At 68.0% G+C, this 18,368-nt stretch carries 18 protein-coding genes; 10 read left to right on the plus strand and 8 right to left on the minus strand.

Annotated elements, in window-relative coordinates:
- Nucleotides 1-34: 34 nt before the first annotated feature.
- The 4 genes from MYL53_RS16440 to miaB form a co-directional block, all read right to left on the minus strand.
- Entirely contained in the window at nt 35-904 is an 870-nt protein-coding gene (locus MYL53_RS16440) for a CorC family transporter (RefSeq protein ID WP_247855114.1), read from the minus strand.
- The gene (ybeY, locus tag MYL53_RS16445) at nt 901-1,413 is read right to left on the minus strand and encodes an rRNA maturation RNase YbeY (RefSeq protein WP_247855117.1); all 513 of its coding nucleotides are present in this window, start codon (nt 1,411-1,413) and stop codon (nt 901-903) included. The genes MYL53_RS16440 and ybeY overlap by 4 nt, the downstream gene beginning before the upstream one ends.
- Nucleotides 1,410-2,498, minus strand: coding sequence for a PhoH family protein (locus tag MYL53_RS16450; RefSeq protein WP_247855120.1), 1,089 nt, complete (start codon nt 2,496-2,498; stop codon nt 1,410-1,412). Before MYL53_RS16450 ends, ybeY begins: the two co-directional genes overlap by 4 nt.
- Before the next feature lie 229 nt (nt 2,499-2,727).
- Nucleotides 2,728-4,071, minus strand: coding sequence for a tRNA (N6-isopentenyl adenosine(37)-C2)-methylthiotransferase MiaB (gene miaB, locus MYL53_RS16455; RefSeq protein ID WP_247855123.1), 1,344 nt, complete (start codon nt 4,069-4,071; stop codon nt 2,728-2,730).
- Between the two features lie 395 nt (nt 4,072-4,466).
- Here miaB and MYL53_RS16460 point away from each other — a divergent pair, with 395 nt between their 5' ends.
- Complete coding sequence (locus MYL53_RS16460) at nt 4,467-5,108, plus strand: TIGR04211 family SH3 domain-containing protein (protein WP_247855126.1); 642 nt, start codon at nt 4,467-4,469, stop codon at nt 5,106-5,108.
- A 9-nt stretch (nt 5,109-5,117) separates the two neighbouring features.
- Entirely contained in the window at nt 5,118-5,759 is a 642-nt protein-coding gene (locus tag MYL53_RS16465) for a class I SAM-dependent methyltransferase (protein WP_247855127.1), read from the plus strand.
- A 77-nt stretch (nt 5,760-5,836) separates the two neighbouring features.
- Here MYL53_RS16465 and MYL53_RS16470 read toward each other — a convergent pair whose 3' ends face one another.
- Together MYL53_RS16470 and ggt are read right to left on the minus strand one after the other, a co-directional pair.
- Nucleotides 5,837-6,427: a YajG family lipoprotein gene (locus MYL53_RS16470; RefSeq protein WP_247855129.1), complete on the minus strand. Its 591-nt coding sequence runs from the start codon at nt 6,425-6,427 to the stop codon at nt 5,837-5,839.
- A gap of 109 nt (nt 6,428-6,536) precedes the next feature.
- Nucleotides 6,537-8,282 (minus strand): gamma-glutamyltransferase, encoded by a 1,746-nt coding sequence (ggt, locus tag MYL53_RS16475; protein WP_247855131.1) that lies wholly within the window; start codon nt 8,280-8,282, stop codon nt 6,537-6,539.
- A gap of 126 nt (nt 8,283-8,408) precedes the next feature.
- On the opposite strand from ggt, the gene rpe reads away from it, so the two are divergent.
- The 3 genes from rpe (at nt 8,409) to MYL53_RS16490 (ending at nt 10,322) form a co-directional block, all read left to right on the plus strand.
- Nucleotides 8,409-9,107, plus strand: coding sequence for a ribulose-phosphate 3-epimerase (gene rpe / locus MYL53_RS16480; protein WP_247855133.1), 699 nt, complete (start codon nt 8,409-8,411; stop codon nt 9,105-9,107).
- Between the two features lie 2 nt (nt 9,108-9,109).
- Nucleotides 9,110-9,406: a GIY-YIG nuclease family protein gene (locus MYL53_RS16485; protein WP_247855135.1), complete on the plus strand. Its 297-nt coding sequence runs from the start codon at nt 9,110-9,112 to the stop codon at nt 9,404-9,406.
- 70 nt (nt 9,407-9,476) lie between these two features.
- Entirely contained in the window at nt 9,477-10,322 is an 846-nt protein-coding gene (locus tag MYL53_RS16490; RefSeq protein ID WP_247855138.1) for a mechanosensitive ion channel family protein, read from the plus strand.
- An 87-nt stretch (nt 10,323-10,409) separates the two neighbouring features.
- Here the strand turns inward: MYL53_RS16490 and MYL53_RS16495 are convergent, their stop codons facing one another.
- Complete coding sequence (locus MYL53_RS16495) at nt 10,410-11,705, minus strand: NAD(P)/FAD-dependent oxidoreductase (protein WP_247855140.1); 1,296 nt, start codon at nt 11,703-11,705, stop codon at nt 10,410-10,412.
- A gap of 295 nt (nt 11,706-12,000) precedes the next feature.
- On the opposite strand from MYL53_RS16495, the gene MYL53_RS16500 reads away from it, so the two are divergent.
- The 5 genes from MYL53_RS16500 (at nt 12,001) to trpC (ending at nt 17,207) form a co-directional block, all read left to right on the plus strand.
- Nucleotides 12,001-12,666 (plus strand): phosphoglycolate phosphatase, encoded by a 666-nt coding sequence (locus tag MYL53_RS16500; protein ID WP_247855142.1) that lies wholly within the window; start codon nt 12,001-12,003, stop codon nt 12,664-12,666.
- 248 nt (nt 12,667-12,914) lie between these two features.
- Nucleotides 12,915-14,402, plus strand: a complete 1,488-nt coding sequence (trpE, locus tag MYL53_RS16505; RefSeq protein ID WP_247855181.1) for an anthranilate synthase component I — start codon at nt 12,915-12,917, stop codon at nt 14,400-14,402.
- A gap of 340 nt (nt 14,403-14,742) precedes the next feature.
- A complete protein-coding gene (locus MYL53_RS16510) occupies nt 14,743-15,327 on the plus strand; it encodes an anthranilate synthase component II (RefSeq protein ID WP_247855145.1) in 585 nt (194 codons plus the stop codon).
- A gap of 32 nt (nt 15,328-15,359) precedes the next feature.
- Nucleotides 15,360-16,379 carry an anthranilate phosphoribosyltransferase gene (gene trpD, locus MYL53_RS16515; protein ID WP_247855146.1) on the plus strand — a complete coding sequence of 340 codons (1,020 nt, stop codon included), beginning with the start codon at nt 15,360-15,362 and terminating at the stop codon, nt 16,377-16,379.
- 21 nt (nt 16,380-16,400) lie between these two features.
- Nucleotides 16,401-17,207 (plus strand): indole-3-glycerol phosphate synthase TrpC, encoded by an 807-nt coding sequence (gene trpC / locus MYL53_RS16520; RefSeq protein ID WP_247855149.1) that lies wholly within the window; start codon nt 16,401-16,403, stop codon nt 17,205-17,207.
- Between the two features lie 75 nt (nt 17,208-17,282).
- Here the strand turns inward: trpC and MYL53_RS16525 are convergent, their stop codons facing one another.
- Nucleotides 17,283-18,194, minus strand: a complete 912-nt coding sequence (locus MYL53_RS16525) for a helix-turn-helix domain-containing protein (protein WP_247855150.1) — start codon at nt 18,192-18,194, stop codon at nt 17,283-17,285.
- Nucleotides 18,195-18,368 lie beyond the last annotated feature (174 nt).

The raw sequence follows: 18,368 nt of genomic DNA on the forward strand, positions 1-18,368 counted from the left end.
GGCGGAAAAGGGCCTGGGGCAACGGGTGAGCGGATCAGTCCTCGGCGGACGCCGAGGCCGGCTCGGCTTCCAGCAGGCGGATGCGGCGGTTGTCGGCGTTGAGCACGGTGAAGCGCCAGCCGCCGATCTCGGTGTGCTCGCCGCGGCCGGGCAGGTGGCCGAAGCGCTGCATCACCAGGCCGCCGAGGGTGTCGAACTCCTCGTCGGAGAAGCGCGTGCCGAAGCGCTCGTTGAAGTCCTCGATGGGGGTCAGGGCGCGGATCGCATAGCGCGACTCGTCGAGGGCACGGATGTCTTCTTCCTCGTCGGTGTCGTGCTCGTCCTCGATGTCGCCGACGATCTCCTCGAGGATGTCCTCGATGGTGATGATGCCGGCGGTGCCGCCGTATTCGTCCACCACCAGGGCCATGTGATTATGGGTGTCGCGGAACTCCTTGAGCAGGCTGTTCAGGCGCTTGGATTCCGGCACGAACATGGCCGGGCGCAGCACCTCCTCGAGCCGGAAGGGATGTTCGCTGTCCTGGCCCTGGCGCAGCAGCGGCAGCAGGTCCTTGACCAGCAGGATGCCCTTCACCTCGTCGAGGTTCTCGCCGACGACCGGATAGCGCGAGTGGCCGGTCTCGAGGATCAGCGGCAGGTACTCCTCCAGCGGCTGGTCGAGGCCGATGGCGGTGATCTGGGAGCGCGGGATCAGCACCTCGCGGACCTGCTGATCGCTGATGTTCAGGGCGCCCTCGATGATCATCATGGCGTCCTGTTCGAGCTTGAGGCGGGTCGCCGCCTGGCGCAGGAACTCCAGCAGCTCGTCTCGCGAGCTCGGCTCGTCGCTGTCGCTGGACAGCGCGCTGAACAGCTTATCGAGCCAGGACCTCTGGCCCTGGCCGGTCGATCGGTCTTCGCTCATGCGTCGGCTCTCTCGTCATCGGGGTCGGAATCGCGATGCGCCGGGCCGGAGGCCCGATAGGGGTCGGCGATGCCGAGGCCGGCGAGAATCTCTCGCTCCAGCGCTTCCATGATCTCGGCCTCGTCGTCCTCGATATGGTCGTAGCCCATCAGGTGCAGGGTGCCGTGAACCACCATATGAGCGTAGTGATCGCCGAGCGCCTTGTCCTGATCGAGGGCTTCATCGACCACCACCGGGTGGCAGATCACCAGATCGCCGAGCAGCGACAGCGGCACGCCCGGCGGGCACTCGAAGGGGAAGGACAGCACGTTGGTGGGTTTGTCCTTGCTGCGGTAGTCGCGGTTGAGCGCCTGGCTTTCCTCGGCGTCGACGAAGCGCACCGTCAGCTCATGGCGCGTCTCGTCGGGTTGTTTGGCCAGTACCGCGCCCACCCAGGCCTCCAGCGCATCCTGGCTCGGCAGCCCCTCGGCGTCGATGGCCGTCTGGCGGTCGATCTCGGCGGCGCTCATTCGTCTTCCTCGCGGCCGTTCTGGCGCTCGAGGCGCTCCTGGCGGATGGCCTCGCGCTCCTGCTCGCGGGCCTCGCGCTTGGCGCGGGCCTGGGCCTCTTCCTTGGCCTCGAACTGGTCGTAGGCCTCGATGATGCGCTGCACCAGCGGGTGGCGTACCACGTCCTTGGCGGCGAAGTGGGTGACGCCGATGCCCGGGGTGCCGTTGAGCACGTCAAGCACCTGGATCAGCCCCGAGGCCTGGCCGCGGGGCAGGTCGACCTGGGTGATGTCGCCGGTGATCACCGCGGTGGAGCCGAAGCCGATGCGGGTCAGGAACATCTTCATCTGCTCGCGGGTGGTGTTCTGGCTCTCGTCGAGAATGATGAAGGCGTTGTTCAGGGTGCGGCCGCGCATGTAGGCCAGCGGCGCGATCTCGATGATCTGGCGCTCGATCAGCTTGGCGACCTGCTCGAAGCCGATCATCTCGTACAGGGCGTCGTACAGCGGGCGCAGGTAGGGGTCGATCTTCTGCGCCAGGTCGCCGGGCAGGAAGCCGAGCTTCTCGCCGGCCTCGACCGCCGGGCGCACCAGCAGGATGCGGCGCACCTGCTGCTGGTTCAGCGCCTCCACCGCGGCGGCAACGGCCAGGTAGGTCTTGCCGGTGCCGGCCGGGCCGATGCCGAAGTTGATGTCGTGGTCGCGGATGCTCGAGACGTAGCTCTGCTGGTTGAGTCCGCGCGGCTTGATCAGCGCCTTGGGCGTGCGCAGCAGGACGTCGCCGTCGCCGCTGCCGCCTTCTTCCTCTTCCAAGGCCTCGAGGCCGGATTCCTGCAGGAACAGGTGCACGGTGTCCGGGGTCAGCTCGCCGGCCTCGGTCTCGCGATAGAGATGCTCGACGACGTTGGAGGCGGCCTTGACCCGGGGGCCGGGGCCGGCCAGCTGGAAGACGTTGCCCCGGTTGCGCAGGGTGACGCCGAGGCGTTCCTCGATCAGCTTGAGGTGCTCGTCCTGCTGGCCGCAGAGGTTGGCCAGGCGCTGGGGATCGTTGGGCTCGAGATTCAGGGTGATGACGCGGTTGGCCGCGGAGGCTGCTGGCTGGCTCAAGACGGGCGAGTCCGTGAGTTGATGGATGTCGGGGTCAGCTTACTGCCCCGGCAGCTGCCGGGGCAATGTGCGTGGACGTCCATGATCTGCTGCGCGTCGGCCATACGGCGTTGAAACCGTGATCAGAATGCTCATTTGGCGAGCTAAACTGCGCTTCTTCTCACGGTTTCGCCTTGTCTGGCCTTAGCTCGCGAGATCATGAATCGTCCCCGGCCTGAGGAGGGAAGGGTCAGAAACGCTCCGGCGAGGCCAGGTCGCCGCGCAGCGAGTTGGGCAGCGCCTCGGTGATCTCCACGTCGACGAAGTAGCCGATCAGTTCGGTGGGGTTCGGCGCGCGGAAGTTGACCACCCGGTTGTTCTCGGTGCGGCCGGACAGCTGGCCCGGGTCCTTCGGCGAGAAGCCGGTGACCAGCACGCGCTGGACGGTGCCCACCATGCGGCGGCTGATCTGCATGGCCTGCTGGTTGATGCGCTCCTGCAGGATCGCCAGGCGCTGCTTCTTGACCGACTCTGGGGTGTCGTCCTCGAGGCCGGCGGCCGGGGTGCCGGGGCGGGCCGAGTAGACGAAGCTGAAGGAGACGTCGAAGCCGATGCGACCGATCAGGTCCATGGTGTTCGCGAAGTCCTCCTCGGTCTCGCCGGGGAAGCCGATGATGAAGTCCGAGGAGAAGCTGATGTCCGGACGTAGCGCACGGATGCGCTCCATCTTGTCCACATACTCCTCGACGGTGTGGCCGCGCTTCATGGCCGCGAGGATGCGGTCGGAGCCGGCCTGCACCGGCAGGTGCAGGTGGCTGACCAGCTCCGGGATCTCGCCGTAGGCCTCGATCAGGCTGTCGGAGAACTCCACCGGATGCGAGGTGGTGAAGCGGATGCGGTCGATGCCTTCCACCGCCGCCACGCAGGCGATCAGCTCGGCCAGGTCGATCTCCTCGCCGAGCTGGTTCTCGCCGCGGTAGGCGTTGACGTTCTGGCCCAGCAGGTTGATCTCGCGCACGCCCTGGTCGGCCAGGTGGATGACCTCGTCCATCACCGCTTCGAAGGGCCGCGAGACCTCCTCGCCGCGGGTGTAGGGCACCACGCAGAAGGTGCAGTACTTGGAGCAGCCTTCCATCACCGAGACGAAGGCGGTGGCGCCGTCGGAGCTCGGCTTGGGCAGGTGGTCGAACTTCTCCACCTCGGGGAAGGTCACGTCGACTACCGAGATCTGGTTGTCCTGGCGAGCGTCGAGCATCGACGGTACCCGGTGCAGGGTCTGTGGACCGAACACCATGTCGACCTGGGGCGCGCGCTTGCGCAGTGCCTCGCCTTCCTGGCTGGCGACGCAGCCGCCCACGCCGATGACCAGATCCGGGTTGGCCTCCTTGAGCTTCTTCCAGCGGCCGAGCTGGTGGAAGACCTTCTCCTGGGCCTTCTCGCGGATCGAGCAGGTGTTGAGCAGGATGACGTCGGCGTCGCGCTCGTCGTCGGTGAGCTCCAGCTGGTGGGATTCGCCGAGCAGATCCGCCATGCGTGCGGAATCGTACTCGTTCATCTGGCAGCCATGCGTCTTGATGAAGAGTTTCTTCGCCATAAGAATAGGTCGTGGCGCCGTGGCCCGACGTTGCACCGGTGGATATTCGTTCGCAGGAGAGGCGGCCGGCGGGGCCGTCCGATTGAGAGCGTGGATTATACGCGCCCAGTCGAGGCGGGGCCAGAGCGCCGCAACGCCCGGCCCCCGGGGCTGTGGTACCCTTGTCGGTTTCGGGCGGGTCGGCTTGGTGGTCAGGAAATGACCGAAATGCTGCCGTATCGGTAGCCACGCCGCCTGGCCGAGGGTTTCCAGCGGTTTTCCCGGCACTTGTCCACAGATGCTGTGGATGATCCGGAGACGCACTCTCATTGCGGCCGACCGGGCAGGGATGGTCCGGTGATGGCCACCATCGCCGCGAGCGGCGGACACAGAGCCTTGGACAGCCAGGACGACGCATGACGATGCAACGATACAAGACACTGATGACGCTGGGCGCACTGCTCGGGGCCCTGGCCCTGCCGGCGCAGGCCCAGCAGGACGATGCCCAGGACGCCGATGCGCGCTGGGTCTCCGGCGACCTCACCACCTATGTGCGCAGCGGCCCCACCGACGGCTATCGCATCGTCGGCACCCTGACCGCGGGCGATCCGGTCGAGCTGCTCGGCACCCAGGGCGACTACAGCCGGGTGCGCAGCCAGAGCGGCGACGTGGTCTGGGTGCCCTCGAGCGACCTGCAGGGTGAACCCAGCGCCAAGGTCCAGCTGCCCGCGCTGGAGAAGCGCGTTCAGGATCTCTCCGAAGAGCTCTCCGGCATCAACGAGACCTGGGAGAGCCGCATGGCCTCGCTCACCGAGACCCTCGACGCCCGCGAGCAGCGCATCGCCGACCTAGAGCAGCGCAATCAGGCCCTGGAATCGGAAAGCGAGCACGCCAGCGATACCGTGCGCGAGCTGCAGGCGCGACTCGATACCCAGGAGGAAGACCTGCTGATGCGCTACTTCATGTACGGCGGCGGGGTGGCCGGGGCCGGCCTGCTGGTGGGCCTGATCGTGCCGCACCTGCCGCGTCGTCGCCGCAAGCGCGACCGCTGGTTCTGAGGCGCGACCATGGACAACGAATGGCTCGCCCGCTGGCGCGAGGGACGCATCGGCTTTCACCGCCACGAGACGCATCCGGCCCTGGTGCGCTACTGGCCCGATCTGGGCGTGGCGCCGGGCACCAAGGTGCTGGTGCCGCTATGCGGCAAGAGCCTGGATATGCGCTGGCTGGCCGGTGAGGGGCACCCGGTGCTGGGCATCGAACTGGCCGATCAGGCCGTCGAGCAGTTCCTGGCCGAAGGCGAGGGCGAGGTCTCCCGCTACCGCGGCGACGGCTTCGATATCAGCCGCCAGGGCAACGTGGAGCTGTGGCGCGGCGACTTCTTCCACTTCCATATCGAGGCCGCCGCCGAGGTGGGCGCCTTCTATGACCGGGCGGCGCTGATCGCGCTGCCCGAGGCGACCCGCCAGCGCTACGCCTTCCACCTGGCCCAGCTGCTGCCGCCCGGCAGTCAGGGGCTCTTGATCGGCCTGACCCGCGCTTCCGGCGACGAGGGCGGCCCGCCCTTCAGCGTCGACGCCGACGAGATACGCGAGCTGTTCGCGCCCAACTTCGAACTCGTCCATCTGGCCGATGGCGAGCCCGAACCGGGCAGCGGCTTTCGCGAGAGCGTCTGGTCGCTGACCCGACGCGGCCCCCGCGGCGACTGATCGCACGGTTCACCATCCGCCCCGTCGGCGTTGCGCCGACGGGGCGGGGCGTTGTGGCGGTGACGAGGGAGGCGCGATCAGCGCGCCAGCAGGCCGGCCAGCTCCGGGTCGCGGAAGGCGCGGTTCAGCGCGTCGGAGAGCAGCTCCTCGATCATCGCCTGGTTGGCCTCGCGATCCGGCTTCACCGCGTACTGCTGGGTGCGCCGCGCGGTGTAGCTGCCGGTATAGGTGGTGCCGTCGTTCTGGGCCTTGGCTTCCAGCACCGCCGTCAGGCGCACGCTGCCGACCATCGGCGGGGCATCGCCGCGGCCGTAGTCGAGCCGCTTCAGGGTCAGCGTCAGGCTGGGTCGGCCCGATGCGGCGCCGCGCACGGGCTGGAAGCCCATGTCGCGCACCGCGCGCTCGGCCTCGGCCTGCAGGCGGGGCGTCAGTTCGCCCGGGTCGACGATCACCACCGCCGTGGAGCCGGCGCTGCCGGAACGGGTGCCGATCACCGCGTCCTGGCGCGTGTCCCGGGCGGTCACGCTGACCTCCTGGCCGTTGCCGGTGGCCGGCACCTGGACGCTGCGCTTGGGATCCGGCGTCAGATAGTGGGGGCCGGCGCAGCCGGCGAGCCAGCTCGTGGCCAGCAGCACCAGGCCGAGGCCGAGAAGGCGTCGAGTCGTCATGGGCGGTCTCCTTGTCGATCGCGAAGGCCCGAGTATAGCGATTCTTCTCGACGCGGATCACGCCGGCGAACGGCCGTGCCGCCGAGCGGTGGCGCGGCCGAGGGGCGGACTAGAGTCCCATCGCCGAGGAGGTGGAGCGGCGCGGGTCGGCGCCGCCGTAGAAGCGGCCGTCGTCGATCACGATCGACTGGGCCGCGCCCATCGCCGACTGCTGGCTGATGGTGTGGCCGCGGGCCTCGAGCAGCGACAGGGTGTCTGGGCTGAAGCCGGCCTCGACGCGCAGCTCGTCGGGCAGCCATTGATGGTGCAGGCGCGGGGCGGCGACCGCCGACTGGATGTTCATGCCGTGGTCGATCACGTTCATCAGCACCTGCAGGGTGGTGGTGATGATCCGCGAGCCGCCGGGGCTGCCGGTGATCAGGAAGTTCTCGCCGTCGCGCTTGACGATGGTCGGCGTCATCGACGACAGCATGCGCTTGCCGGGCTCGATCTTGTTGGCTTCGCCGCCGATCAGGCCGTAGGCGTTGGGCACGCCGGGCTTGGCGGAGAAGTCGTCCATCTCGTTGTTGAGCAGGAAGCCGGCGCCGTCCACGGCGATGCCCGAGCCGTAGCTGAAGTTGATGGTGTAGGTGTTGGAGACCGCCAGGCCGTCGTCGTCGGCGATCGAGAAGTGGGTGGTCTCGTTGGATTCGTAGGGCACCGGGTCGCCGGCGGCGATCTCGGCGCTCGGCGTGGCGCGGTCGATGGCGATCTGCTCGCGCAGCTCGTCGGCGTAGGCCTCGGAGGTCAGGCCCTCGAGCGGCACGTCGACGAAGTCGGTGTCGCCCAGATACTCGGCGCGGTCGGCATAGGCACGCTTCATGGCCTCCGCCATCAGGTGCATGGTGTCGGCGGCGCCGAAGCCCATGCCGCCGATGTCATAGGCCTCGAGGACGTTGAGGATCTCGACGATATGCACGCCGCCGGAGGAGGGCGGACTCATGGCGTAGACGTCGTAGCCGCGGTAGGTGCCGTGGCTCGGCTCGCGAATCACCGGCTGGTAGCCGGCCAGGTCCTCGCGGGTGATCAGGCCGTCGTGGCGCTGCATCTCGGCGACGATCAGCTCGGCGGTCTCGCCCTCGTAGAACTCCCGCGCGCCCTGCTCGGCGAGGCGCTTGAGCGTCGCCGCCAGGTCCGGCTGGCGGAAGGTCTCGCCCGCTTCGTAGGGGCTGCCGTCCTCCTTGTAGAACATCGCCTTGGTGGCGTCCCATTTCGTCAGGCGCTCGCCGGCCTCGGCCACGCCGTCGACGAAGCGCTGGGGCACCGTGAAGCCGTCCTCGGCCAGGCGGATCGCCGGCGCCAGCGCCTCGGCCAGGCTCAGGGTGCCGTACTTCTCGAGCGCCAGTGACAGGCCGGCCACGGTGCCCGGCACGCCGGCGGCGCGGTGGGTGAAGCGCGACCACTCGGCGACGGCGTTGCCGTCCTCGTCCTGGAACATGGTCTCGGTGGCGGCGGCCGGGGCGGTCTCGCGATAGTCGATGGCGATCACCTCGCCGCTGTCCTCGTCGGAGATCAGCATGAAGCCGCCGCCGCCGATGTTGCCCGAGCGAGGCTGGGTCACCGCCAGGGCGAAGCCCGCGGTGACGGCGGCGTCGACGGCGTTGCCGCCCTCGGCGAGCACGTCGTGGGCCACCCGGGAGGCCAGGAAGTGGCTGGTCGCCACCATGCCGTGTTCGCCGACCTCGGGATGGAAGCGTTCGCCCTCGAGGATGGCCGACTGAGCGGCGGCGAGCTGAGGGGCCAGCAGCGCGGCGGCCAGTACGCCGGTGCCGAGGGTACGGGGCAGAGCAAGATGGGGCAGGGCGGGGATTCGCATGGACGTCTCCGTGTCGCGAAGTGGAGCCTTCACTATCGAAGGCGTGCGGCCGGGGTGCAAGGCGAGAGCGCGCGATGCTGTTAGAATGCCGTCCACATGACCGTGACCCGACAGGACCCCGTTCCCATGAGCGATTCGACGACCGACTTCAAGCTTGCCCCCTCGATTCTCTCCGCCGATTTCGCCCGCCTCGGCGCGGAGGTCGACGACGTGCTCGCCTCCGGCGCCGACATCGTGCACTTCGACGTCATGGACAATCACTACGTGCCCAACCTGACCATCGGCCCGATGGTCTGCGAGGCGCTGCGCAAGCACGGCGTGACCGCCCCCATCGACGCCCATCTGATGGTCAAGCCGGTGGATCGGCTGATCGGCGATTTCATCGACGCCGGCGCCAGCTACATCACCTTCCATCCCGAGGCCTCGGAGCACATCGACCGCTCGCTTCAGCTGATCCGCGACGGCGGCTGCCAGGCCGGCCTGGTGTTCAATCCGGCCACGCCGCTGTCGTATCTCGACTACGTGATGGACAAGGTCGACATGGTGCTGCTGATGAGCGTCAATCCGGGCTTCGGCGGCCAGTCGTTCATTCCCGGCACCCTCGACAAGCTGCGCGAGGCGCGCCGTCGCATCGATGCTTCGGGTCGCCCGATTCGCCTGCAGATCGACGGCGGGGTCAAGGTCGACAACATCGCCGAGATCGCCCGCGCCGGTGCCGACACCTTCGTCGCCGGCTCGGCGGTGTTCAAGGCCCGCAACGAGGCCGATCCGAACCGCTACGACGGCATCATCGCCGACTTCCGTCGCGCCCTGGCCGAGGCCTGAGCGTGACGGACCAGGCCGCCCCGCGCTGGCATCTCTACCTGATCGAGACGGCGGCCGGGGCGCTCTACACCGGCATCACCACCGACGTGACGCGGCGCCTCGCCGAGCATCGCGCCGGTCGGGGCGCCAAGGCCCTGCGTGGCAAGGGCCCGTTGCATCTGGTATATCACGAATGCATCGGCGAACGCGGCGAGGCACTGCGCCGCGAGGCGGCGATGAAACGTCTCAGCCCCGCGGCCAAGCGCCGTTGGCTGGCCGAGCGGCACGCCATTCGGGCAAGCGGGGAATCCTTCCCCTAGGCTGTGTCGATAGCGTCGGCCGGGCGCCGTCGCGACCTCCGACATGGCCCCAACATGACAGGGAGAGCCTATGGACCTTCAAGGAATCATCGACTTCGTGCAGTTTCAGGGCACGAACCTGGCCGTCAATCTGGTGGCGGCACTGGCCATCTTCGTGGTCGGCCGCTGGGTGGTGAAGCTGCTGCATTCGCTCAGCGTCAAGGCCATGCAGCGTGGCAATCTCGACCCGCTGCTGGTCAAGTTCCTGGGCAACATCCTCTATGCGCTGCTGATGATCTTCGTGGTGCTGGCGGCGATCAGCCAGGTCGGCATCCAGACCACCTCGCTGATCGCGGTGATCGGTGCCGCCGGTCTGGCGGTGGGGCTGGCGCTGCAGGGCTCGCTGGCCAACTTCGCCGCCGGCGTGCTGGTGATCATCTTCCGCCCCTACAAGATCGGCGACTACGTGGAGGCCGGCGGCGTGGCCGGTACCATCGACGACGTGCAGATCTTCACCACCGAGCTGAAGACCGCGGACAACCGCAAGATCATCGTGCCCAACGGCCAGATGATGAGCGGCGCCATCACCAACTATTCCAGCCACGACACCCGCCGGGTGGACCTGGTGGTCGGGGTCGGTTACGACGACGATATCGATGTCGTGCGTCGGGTGCTGGAAGGCGTGGTGGCCGACGATCCCCGCGTGCTGGCCGAGCCCGCGCCCAACATCCGCATGAGCGCCATGGGCGACTCCTCCGTCAGCTGGATCGTGCGTCCCTGGGTCAAGGCCGCGGACTACTGGAGCGTCTACTGGGAGATGACCGAGGAGATCAAGCGCCGCTTCGACGCCGAGGGCATCAGCATTCCCTTCCCGCAGCGCGACGTGCACGTCTATCACCATCCCGAGAAGGACGGCGAGGCGAGCCTCGAGCGCTGAGTCTCACGCGCCGATCTGCATGCTCGAAAACGACACGGGCCCCGGCATTTGCCGGGGCCCGTGTCGTTTCAGGCGGTGTTCACTGTCTCAATGGAGTTTCAGGCGCGGCTTGAGGAACCGGTTCAGTCCGTCGACGACGACCATCAGGCCGGTCTTCAGCGCGCCGTGAATCGCCCGCTGGTGCATGCGGTAGAGCGAGGCGTAGAAGAACTTGGCCAGGTGGCCCTCGATGAACAGGCTGCGCGCCGAGGCGCCGCGCATCAGGCTGCCGATGGCGTCGAAATGGGCCAGCGAGATCAGCGAGCCGCGGTCGCGGAACACGAACGGCTTGAGCGGCTTGTCGTCCAGCCGGGCCAGCAGGTTCTTGTACAGGCGATCGGCCTGCTGGTGGGCGGCCTGGGCCCGCGGCGGCACCGTGGAGCCGTCCGCCTGGGGGCAGCTGGCGCAGTCGCCGAAGGCGAAGACGTGCTCGTCGTCGAGGCTTTGGAGCGTGGCGTCGACCTTGAGGCGATGGTTGCGCTCGGTGGACATCCCGAGCTCCGAAAGCAGTGCCGGCGCCTTGATGCCGGCCGCCCAGACGCCGAGGTCGATATCGATGCGCTCGCCGTCGGCGGTGATGATGGCCTCGTCGTTGACCTCGGTGACGCGGGTGCCGACGTGAACGTTGACGCCCAGGCGTTCCAGCTCGGCGTGAACGGCGCCGCTGATGCGCTCGGGCAGCGCGGGCAGCACCTTGGGCGCGGCCTCGATCAGGTGGACCTCGAGATGGGCGCTGTCCAGGGTGGTGAAGCCGTAGCTGTTGAGCATCTGGGAGGCGCCGTAAAGCTCGGCAGCCAGTTCCACGCCGGTGGCGCCGGCGCCGATGATGCCGACCACCATTTTCGCCGAGGGCTCGCAGGCGGTGTTGTAGCGCAGGAAGGCGTTGAGCATCGACTGGCGGAACAGCTCGGCCTGATGGGGGCTGTCGAGGAAGTGGCAGTGCTCGGCGACGCCGGGGGTGCCGAAGTCGTTGCTGACGCTGCCCAGGGAGAGCACGAGTTCGTCGTAGGGAAGGGTGCGGGCGGGGAGGACTTCTTCGCCGTCGTCGTCCAGCACCGGCGCCAGGGTCAGGGTGCGTGCTTCGCGGTCGAGGTCGGTCAGGGTGCCGAGCTGAAACTGATAGCCGTGGGCGCGGGCGTGGCCCTGGTAGGAAATTTCATCGAGCCCGGAATCCAGTGCCCCGGTGGCGACTTCGTGAAGCAGAGGCTTCCAGATATGGGTGGGGTTGCGATCGACGAGTACGATCTCGGCGCGCTTGCGCTTGCCGAGCTTGCGGCCGAGCCGGGTCACCAGCTCGAGTCCGCCCGCACCTCCGCCGACCACCACGATGCGTGGTAGTGTCATGAAGACTCCTGACTGAATGCGTAAAGGGACGTGGCAAAGAGTTGCCCAGGTCAGGGCTCAGGCCTCGATACGGCGGTCGGGCGTCACGGCGGTCGTCGTTGGCGTCCGGCCGAGGTAGGGGACATGCCCTGTAGTCGGCAACGGCTGGCCTTAGCATAACGCTGCGACCGGCGTCTGCCTATGGGCGACAGGGAAAAAAACGGTATTTTCTCGTAATATTACATGCATGATCTCGGGGTGGCCGGCGAGCGCCGGCCTCAAGGACATGCAGACAATGGAAGGGAGAGACGCGCCCATGCACGCTTGCCTGGAAGGCATCACCCTGGTCGCCTTCGACCTGGACGGCACCCTGGTCGATTCGGTGCCCGATCTCGCCGCGGCGGTGGATGCCGCCCTGGTCGATCTGGCACTCCCCGCGGCCGGCGAGCACAAGGTGCGCGACTGGGTCGGCAACGGCTCGCGGGTGCTGGTGGAGCGCGCCCTGACCGACGCCCTGGGCGAGGCGCCGGCCCAGGCGTTTCTGGACACCGCTCACGAGGGCTTCCTGGCGCGCTACGGCGAGGCGCCCTGCGCGCGAACTCGCCTGTATTCCGGCGTGCGCGAGGCGCTGGAGGGGCTCTCCGCCAGCGGCCGGCGGCTGGTGCTGGTGACCAACAAGCCCGAGGCCTTCATCGCGCCGATCCTCGAGGCCACCGGCATCGCCGAGCATTTCTCGCTGTGCCTGGGCGGCGACAGTCTGCCGCGCCGAAAGCCCGATCCGCTGCCGCTGATCCACGCCGCCGAGCGCTTCGACGTGGCCCCCGGCCGCTGCCTGATGGTCGGCGATTCGCGCCACGACATCGCCGCGGGCCGGGCGGCGGGCTTCCGTACCCTGGCCGTGCCCTACGGCTACAATCACGGCGAGCCGGTGGCGGCGAGCGGGCCGGATGCGACGGTTGAATCGCTGGCACAACTCGTTTAATGTGAATCGAGTTGCGCTATAACGATGTAATTATTGATTATTTTTCGTTATATGCGATTCCGCCACTGCCGATGGAACTCCGCATCATGCCGGCCTTTTCCGTATCCTCGATTGTCTTCCGCCTTCCCCGTGCCACCGGCATGCTCGGCGGCTGGCGATGGTGACGCCCGCTGCCTGAGACGGCGCCCTTCGGGTCGACCGTCCCCGCTCACCGTCGCACACCCTGATATCGAGGATACGGGCCCATGATGACCCCCGAACGCTTCCAGTCCCTGGCCGAGTCCGGCTACAACCGCATCCCGGTCACCCGCGAGGTGCTGGCCGATCTCGACACGCCGCTGTCCACCTACCTCAAGCTCGCCGACGCGCCCTGGACCTTCCTGCTGGAATCCGTGCAGGGCGGCGAGAAGTGGGGCCGCTACTCGATCATCGGCCTGCCGTGCCAGGAGCGCATCGAGGTGCGTGGCTTCCAGGTCACGCACGTCATCGACGGCGAGGCCCAGGGCGTGACCGAGGTCGAGGACCCGCTGGCCTGGATCGAGGCCTTCCAGGCGCGCTTCAAGGTGCCGCGCCTGGACGATCAACCGCGCTTCGACGGCGGCCTGGTGGGCTACTTCGGCTACGACACCATCCGCTATATCGAACCGCGCCTGAGCGGAGTGGAAAAGCCCGATCCCATCGGCGTGCCCGATATCCTGCTGATGGTCTGCAACGACCTGGTGGTGTTCGATAATCTCTCCGGGCGGCTGACGCTGTGGACCCACGCCGATCCGGCCGAGCCCGAGGCCTACGAGCGCGCCGTGGCGCGCCTCGACGCCCTCGAGGAGCAGCTGCGCGGGGCGGTGCTCGACGCCCGCAGCCCCGGCACCGGCGGCCGGGCGGTGGAGGAGGGGCACTTCACCTCCGGTTTCACCGAGGCCGGCTTCAAGTCGGCGGTGGAGACGATCAAGGAATACGTGCTGGCCGGCGACATCATGCAGTGCGTGCCCTCCCAGCGCATGTCGATTCCCTATCAGGCGCCGCCGCTGGATCTGTACCGCGCGCTGCGCAGTCTCAACCCCTCGCCCTACATGTTCTACTTCGACCTGGGCGATCATCAGGTGGTGGGCTCCTCGCCGGAGATTCTGACCCGCCTCGAGGAGGGCGAGGTCACCGTGCGCCCGATCGCCGGCACTCGGGTGCGCGGACGCACCGAGGCCGAGGATCAGGCGCTCGAGGCCGACCTGCTGAACGACCCCAAGGAGTGCGCCGAGCACCTGATGCTGATCGACCTGGGGCGCAACGACGTGGGCCGCATCTGCGAGACCGGCTCGGTGACCGTCACCGACAACATGGCCGTCGAGCGCTACTCCCACGTCATGCACATCGTGTCCCAGGTCACCGGAAGGCTGCGGCCCGGGCTGACCGCCATGGACGCGCTGCGCGCCACCTTCCCGGCGGGCACGCTGTCCGGGGCGCCGAAGATCCGTGCCATGGAGATCATCGACGAGCTGGAGCCGGTCAAGCGTGGCGTCTACTCCGGCGCCGTGGGTTACCTGTCCTGGCACGGCAACATGGACACCGCCATCGCCATTCGCACCGCGGTGATCAAGGACGGCGAGCTGCACGTCCAGGCCGGCGCCGGCGTGGTGGCCGATTCCGTGCCCGAGATGGAATGGCAGGAGACCCTCAACAAGGGGCGGGCGCTGTTCCGCGCCGTGGCCATGGCCGAGCGTGGCCTGGACAATCTCGAGTGAGGTCGGCTCGAGCCAGCGCCTCTCGAACAGACGCCTCTCGAACGCGCGCGAGGCCCCGTCACTCCGGGGCCCGGGCATCTTGACAGGGTCGGCCGGCGGCGAGCACTATGACGAGCATGAACATATCCGATCAGACATTCGGCCCGATGGCGTGGTGGCGCTCCTGAGCGAAGGGGCGGCACGCTTGCGACCGAAGAAAATGCCGCCGCCAGGGCGGCATTTTTGTGTCTATTGATCCCTGTACGGCTGGCGCAGGTACCGCGAACGATCTGGATAAGATCCTGGGTAACGAATAGAACCCGAAAATAGAAACCACTGTAAAATCAAGGACTCTATCGCCATGTCCGTGCTGATGATCGACAATTACGACAGCTTCACCTTCAACGTCGTGCAGTACCTGGGGGAGCTCGGCGCCGAGGTGGTGACCCATCGCAACGATGCCATCACCCTGGAGCAGATCGAGGCGCTGGCGCCCAGCCATCTGGTGGTCTCGCCGGGCCCCTGCACGCCCAACGAGGCAGGCATCTCCATGGAGGCGATCCGCCATTTCGCCGGCCGCCTGCCGATCCTCGGCATCTGCCTGGGTCACCAGGCCATCGGGCAGGTGTTCGGCGGCCGGGTGGGCCGCGCACCGCAGGTGATGCACGGCAAGACCTCGCGCATTCGCCACACCGGCCTCGGCGTGTTTGAGGGCCTCGAGGACCCGCTGGAGGTGACCCGCTACCATTCGCTGGTGGTGGATCGCGACAGCCTGCCGGACTGCCTGGAGATCACCTCCTGGACCGACGAGGACGATGTGACCCCGGGGCTGATCATGGGCATGCGCCATCGCGAGCTCGACATCGAAGGCGTCCAGTTCCACCCGGAATCGATCCTGACCCGCCAGGGCCACGAGCTTCTGGCCAACTTTCTCAAGCGTCGCTGAATCGCTGCCACTGCCACAAGGAGACGACGGCCATGCAGATGCGGGAAGCCCTTGGTGCCCTGATGCGCCACGAGAACCTGAGCTTCGACCAGACCCATGCGCTGATGACCGCCATCATGACCGGGGAGGCCAGCGACGCCCAGATCGCCGCCTTCCTGATGGGCATGGCGATGAAGGGCGAGACCCCCGAGGAGATCAGCGCCGCCGCCCAGGTGATGCGCGAGCTGATGTCGCCGGTCACGCTGCACGCCGAGAACGTCGTCGACATCGTCGGCACCGGCGGTGACGGCGCCAACCTGTTCAACGTGTCCACCGCCTCGAGCTTCGTCGCCGCCGCCGCCGGCGCCCACGTGGCCAAGCACGGCAACCGCGGGGTGTCGTCGTCTTCGGGCAGCGCCGACCTGTTCGCCGTGGCCGGCATCGGCCTCGACCTGAACGCCGACCAGGTGGCGCGCTGCATCGAGGACGTGGGCGTCGGCTTCATGTTCGCCCCCAACCACCATCCCGCCATGCGCCATGCGATCACCGCGCGGCGCGAGATGGGCGTGCGCACCCTGTTCAACATCCTCGGCCCGTTGACCAACCCGGCCGGTGCCCGCCGCCAGCTGCTCGGCGTCTATTCCGCCGAGCTGGTGCCGCTGATGGCCGAGGTGCTCAGGCGCCTGGGCAGCGAGCACGTGCTGGTGGTGTGCGCCGAGGACGGCCTCGACGAGATCTCGCTGGCCGCACCGACCCGGGTCGCCGAACTCAAGGACGGCGAGATCCACGAGTACACCATCGCCCCCGAGGACTTCGGCATCGCCCGCCACGACCTCGACGCCCTCAAGGTCAAGACCGCCGAGGACAGCCTGCGGCTGGTGGAGCAGGCGCTGATCGGCGAGGGCCCGGCGGCCGACATCGTGGCGCTCAACGCCGGCGCGGCACTGTATGCCGCCGACGTCGCCGATACCCTCAAGGAAGGCGTGGCCCTGGCGCAGGACGCCCAGGACTGCAAGCTGGCCCGCGAGAAGCTCAGGGAGCTGGCCAACTTCACTCGCGTCTTCGCTCAGTAGTCACCCGCCCAGGATCCATCGATGACCGCATCCAACGCTACTCCGACCATCCTGACCCGCATCCTGGCGCACAAGGACGCCGAGGTCGCCGAGCGCCGCCAGGCCGTGTCCGAGGACGAGCTGCTGCGCCTGGCCGGCCTTCAGTCCGCGCCGCGCGGCTTCGTGGCCGCCCTGGACGCGCGCATGCGTGACGGCGACCCGGCGGTGATCGCCGAGGTCAAGAAGGCCTCGCCCTCCAAGGGCGTGATTCGCGAGGATTTCCGTCCGGCCGAGATCGCCGCCAGCTATGCCGCCGGCGGGGCCGCCTGCCTGTCGGTGCTCACCGATGTCGACTTTTTCCAGGGTCACGAGGACTTCCTGGTCGAGGCCCGGGAGGCCTGCTCGCTGCCGGTGATCCGCAAGGACTTCATCACCCATGGCTACCAGGTCAGCGAGGCGCGGGCCATCGGCGCCGACTGCATCCTGCTGATCGTCGCCGCCCTGGACGACGCCCAACTGGCCGACCTGCATCGCCAGGCCACCGAGCTCGGCATGGACGTGCTGGTCGAGGTCCACGATGCCGCCGAGCTGGAGCGCGCTCTGGCGCTGGACCTCTCGCTGGTCGGCATCAACAACCGCGACCTGCATACCTTCGCGACCCGCCTCGAGACCACCCTGGACCTGCTGCCGCGCATTCCCGCCGGCGTCACCGTGGTCACCGAGTCCGGCATCCACAGCCGCGACGACGTGCTGCGCATGCGCGAGCACGACGTCCACGGCTTCCTGGTGGGCGAGGCCTTCATGCGCGAGGACGACCCCGGCGAGGCGCTGCGTCGGCTGTTCTACTAGCGCGTCTTCGACGCAGCACGACGCCTCCGGCGCTGAATTGCCGGGGGCGTCGTCGTTTCAGGGCGTGCCGCTGCGTCAGTGGCGGTGCCGGGCCAGGGTGGCGGAGGGGGATTCGCCGAACAGCCGGCGGTAGTCCCGGGCGAACTGCCCCAGGTGGTAGAAGCCCCAGTCGGCGGCCGCCTGACTCACCGTGGTGGCGTCGTCCGGCTCGCTCAGGCGACGGCGGACGCGGTTGAGCCGCGTCAGGCGCAGGAACTGGATGGGGCTCACCCCGAGGATGCTGGTGAAGCTGTAGCGCAGGGTGCGCTGGCTGACGTGGGCGATCTCGCACAGTTCATCGAGGCTGACCGGCGGCGTCGCGCCGCTCTCCAGGTGGTCGCGGACGCGATCCACGACCTGGCGGCGGTGGCGATAGCTGGGCGGGCGCTCGGTGTTGGGCGTTTCCTCGCGCAGGATCTCCTGCAGCGCCAGGCCGAGGATGTCCTGATGCACCTGGGCCTCGAGCCCTTCGCCCTTGAGGCCCAGCAGGCGCTCGATCAGGAAGGTCGTGGCCTGGCGCGTCTGGCGCGGCAGCTGCAGGCGCATCAGCCGCTCCGGATCGGCGTCCAGCAGCGGGCGCGCCGCCTCGCCGCCTGCCCGGGCCAGCCAGTCGCGGCCGACCACCAGCCCGTAGATGCCGAACGCATCCGGAGTGACCAGCTCGAAGTCGTGGCCGCCGGGCTGGCACATGATCTCCCGCTCCCCGACCCGGTGGCCGTTGATGCGGCAGTCTCCGGTGTCGGCCGGAATGCCGATCCACAGCGAGTCGGGCCAGACGTTGCACTGCTGGCCCAGCGCATGGCTGGTGTATTCCTTGAACACCTGCATCGCCGGCAGGTGGATCTCGTCGATGCGGCCGTAGAAGCCGCCCTGGCCGAACTGGTCATATTCCTGGGACCAGTCGGTCAGGTTGTGGGCGTGCTCGTTGGCGTCCCATGCCTCCCACATGCACTTCCTTGGTGCACTCTCGGCGGTTCGAATCGTCTGTGACACGCGGCGTCACTCCTTCTGCCCCGGCCCTTCACGGTGCTCTATGGGGTAAGTTGTTGTTTGAATTGAACTATTGGCTTTTGCCGAAAATCGATAACGCCGGCCTTGGCGCCCTCGTTACTCTTGCATGAA

Origin of the sequence: Halomonas getboli, from assembly GCF_023094245.1 — a bacterium.
Taxonomy (GTDB): domain Bacteria; phylum Pseudomonadota; class Gammaproteobacteria; order Pseudomonadales; family Halomonadaceae; genus Halomonas; species Halomonas getboli.